At 32.4% G+C, this 3,259-nt stretch carries 4 protein-coding genes; 3 read left to right on the plus strand and 1 reads right to left on the minus strand.

All coding sequences use genetic code 11. The features are described from left to right. Positions 1–222 precede the first annotated feature (222 nt). Genes ACIQ2J_RS14735 through ACIQ2J_RS14745 form a run of 3 tightly spaced genes read left to right on the plus strand, consistent with a single transcriptional unit; the run spans position 223 to position 2,716 of the window. Positions 223–1,005 carry an MlaE family ABC transporter permease gene (locus ACIQ2J_RS14735; protein ID WP_396171243.1) on the plus strand — a complete coding sequence of 261 codons (783 nt, stop codon included), beginning with the start codon at positions 223–225 and terminating at the stop codon, positions 1,003–1,005. Then, a complete protein-coding gene (locus tag ACIQ2J_RS14740; RefSeq protein ID WP_396171245.1) occupies positions 1,002–1,751 on the plus strand; it encodes an ABC transporter ATP-binding protein in 750 nt (249 codons plus the stop codon). The genes ACIQ2J_RS14735 and ACIQ2J_RS14740 overlap by 4 nt, the downstream gene beginning before the upstream one ends. Before the next feature lie 8 nt (positions 1,752–1,759). Next, entirely contained in the window at positions 1,760–2,716 is a 957-nt protein-coding gene (locus tag ACIQ2J_RS14745; protein WP_396171247.1) for an MlaD family protein, read from the plus strand. Between the two features lie 3 nt (positions 2,717–2,719). On the opposite strand, the gene ACIQ2J_RS14750 is transcribed toward ACIQ2J_RS14745, so the two are convergent. Then, positions 2,720–3,259, minus strand: a 540-nt coding sequence (locus ACIQ2J_RS14750; RefSeq protein ID WP_396171249.1) for a DUF6048 family protein, incomplete at its 5' end; no start/stop codon positions are given.

Genomic DNA, 3,259 nt, shown 5'->3' on the forward strand with positions numbered 1-3,259 from the left:
AACAAAGGTGTCTACATCTTGCAAGTTACTGATGGAACTGCTATTTATAAAGAAAAGATTCTCATTAAATAAATAATTGGCAAAATCTATAAAATCCGTTTCAATTAAGTTGAAACGGATTTTTTTTTATAATTATAAATCAAATACCTCATTGATTATTAAATAAATAATCGTAAATTTGAGAATAAGATTATTATTATTTGTAATAAATAATTTTCAACTATGAACCTCATTGTCAAAATAGTAGAACCACTTAAAGCATTCTTACTAGAAGTTGGGGAACTTTCTTATTTTACTGGGAATTTTTTTAAAGAAGTTTTCAAGCCACCTTATGAATTTAAAGAATTTCTTCGCCAATGTTACTATATAGGCAATAGATCTTTGGTGCTTGTAGGGGTTACTGGATTCATCATCGGACTAGTTTTTACCTTGCAATCCCGCCCAACATTAGAAGAATTTGGTGCGGCTTCTTGGATACCGTCCATGGTAAGTGTGTCCATAATTCGAGAAATCGGACCTATTATTACTGCCCTAATTTGTGCTGGAAGAATTGGATCGGGTATTGGCGCCGAATTAGGTTCCATGCGGGTTACCGAGCAAATTGATGCTATGGAAGTTTCGGGTACCAACCCATTCAAATATTTGGTAGTCACTAGGATATTAGCCACAACTTTTATGTTGCCAATTCTGATTTTCTTTGGAGATGCAATTGCTATTTATGGATCCTATTTAGTAGAAAGCATGAAGGGTGATGTCTCTTTTGTTTTGTATTCTAATCAAGTAATAAATATCTTAGAATTCAGTGATGTATTACCCGCAACTTTCAAAAGTTTCTTTTTTGGTTTTGCTATTGGGCTGGTAGGTTGTTTTAAGGGTTATAATTGTAAAAAAGGAACTGTTGGAGTAGGCCAAGCTGCCAATGCTGCTGTGGTTTATACTTCTATGTTACTATTTATAATAGACTTTGTGGCGGTTTTTGTAACTAATATTTTTTATGATTTATGAGCACCAATACCAACATAAAACCAATTATTGAAATCAAAGACCTGCACAAAAGCTATGGAACTAACCACGTTTTAGATGGATTTCATCTCAATCTTATGGAAGGCGAAAACCTAGTAGTTATGGGGAAATCCGGCTCAGGAAAATCAGTAATGATTAAATGCCTTATTGGTTTGGAGCAAATAGACAGTGGCTCCATTCTAATTATGGGAAAGGACATGAACAGTATTTCAACAGAAGATTTAGACGAAATTAGAACTGAAGTTGGTTTTCTTTTTCAAGGAAGTGCCTTATACGATTCGATGTCAGTTCGCGAAAATTTGGAATTTCCATTACGTAGACACACCAAAAAATTTGGTGTTATAGAAGACACTACCCCTTTAGTATTGGAAGCATTAAGAAACGTAGGTTTAGAAAACACTATAAACCTAATGCCAAACGAGCTTTCTGGGGGAATGAAACGAAGAGTCGCATTAGCTAGAACATTAATTTTACAACCAAAAATAATCCTATATGATGAACCAACAACGGGATTAGACCCCATTACATCCAAAGAAATTATTTTGCTTATGAAAACCATTCAAGAAAAATACAAGACCTCTTCTATAATTATTACCCACGATATCGACTGTGCTCGTGTAATTGCCAATAGAATGATTTTATTAATAGACGGCGTCAATTATGCCGAAGGAACCTTTGCAGAATTAGCAGCATCCAAAGATCCGAAAATTCAAGCATTTTTTAAATAAATACCCAAATGGAAAAATCAACCTCACAAAAAATTAATCTAGGAATATTTGTTATTCTAGGTTCTTTATTATTCATCACCACGGTATATTTTATTGGAAACAAGAAGGATATGTTTAACCAAACTATCCAAATTAGTGCTGTTTTTAAAAACATTAACGGATTGCAAACCGGAAATAATGTTCGATTTTCAGGAATTAATGTGGGTACCGTAAAACAAATAGTTATACTAAACGATTCGGTAATTAGAGTGGATATGGCTATAGAAAACGATGTTGTTTCTCATATTAAAAAAGATGCGCTAGCCTCTATTGGATCGGATGGTTTAGTGGGAAATATGATTATAAATATTATTCCAGGAAAAAAATCTACCGAAGTGGTTTCTGCTGGAGATATTATCCTTTCAGAAAATAAAACCACCACCGATGAAATATTAAAAACCATTAATTCTACTAGTGCCAATGCAAAAGTAATTACAGATAACTTAGTTAAAATCACGAATCAGATTAGTAGTAAAGAAGGGACTATCGGCATGTTAATTAACGACACCGTTATGAGTCAAGATTTAAAAAGAACTGTCTATAATTTAAAAGTTACCACCAAAATCACTTCGGAATCGATGGCTACGTTAAATAATATTATTGTCGGTTTAAATAATAAAGATAATGTTATTGGAACTCTAAAAGACACTTTAGTTGGCAGAAAAATTAAAGTTATTATTGCCAATTTAGAAAAATCTAGTGAGCAAATAAATAAAACAATTGCCAATATGAAAGACGGAAAGGGCGCATTAAATTACTTATCTAACGATCCAAAACTAGTTAAACAAATAGATTCAACGATGAGTAATATTAATCAAGCAAGTAGTAGATTAAATGAAAATTTAGAAGCACTGAAACACAACTTTTTGTTTAGAGGATATTTTAAAAAACAAGAAAAAGAGAAAGCGAAAAAAAGTAATAAGTAAAAATTATTTTTTACCTTTTTCTTTATTTTTAAGAATCGTTTTGTACAAAGGCACAAAATAAGAAATAGTATAATTAAATCCTGCGCCAAAATTACCGCCATAGGTTCGATTAAAACCAGGAATATAAAGGTTATCGAAATTATCTGGAACCTTATTGGTAATTAAATTATGCATTCTTAGACTAAATCCCACATAAAAATTAGGAAACATTTCTGCCTTGACACCAGCAACAACTTCAATCCATTGTGCAGATAAGCCATCGTATTTAGTACCCGCCTCAATCGTTGGCTTCGGAAAATAATTATTGGCATAATAAATAGAATAGCTGTTTAAGGTTTGACTAAAGGAGCTAACACCATAACGCATACCAACATATATCATGTTGTTCATCCCTAGCCAATTTTCATACGAATTGTAATCAAATCCTACTTTAATATAGGTTCCTTTAGTGGTAAAATTTAATTGATCGTCGGCAACCGTTTTATTTTCGTTTCCAATTTCGGCGGCTAAATAATGCTTACGAGTAAATTTAAAATCTCCAAC

The sequence above is a fragment of the Flavobacterium sp. genome (genome assembly GCF_044357305.1).
Taxonomy (GTDB): domain Bacteria; phylum Bacteroidota; class Bacteroidia; order Flavobacteriales; family Flavobacteriaceae; genus Flavobacterium.

What these genes read in the sequence shown, in the direction of transcription:
- ACIQ2J_RS14735 (WP_396171243.1), top strand. Translation starts at nt 223, where the DNA reads ATGAACCTCATTGTCAAAATAGTAGAACCACTTAAAGCATTCTTACTA.
- ACIQ2J_RS14740 (WP_396171245.1), top strand. Translation starts at nt 1,002, where the DNA reads ATGAGCACCAATACCAACATAAAACCAATTATTGAAATCAAAGACCTG.
- ACIQ2J_RS14745 (WP_396171247.1), top strand. Translation starts at nt 1,760, where the DNA reads ATGGAAAAATCAACCTCACAAAAAATTAATCTAGGAATATTTGTTATT.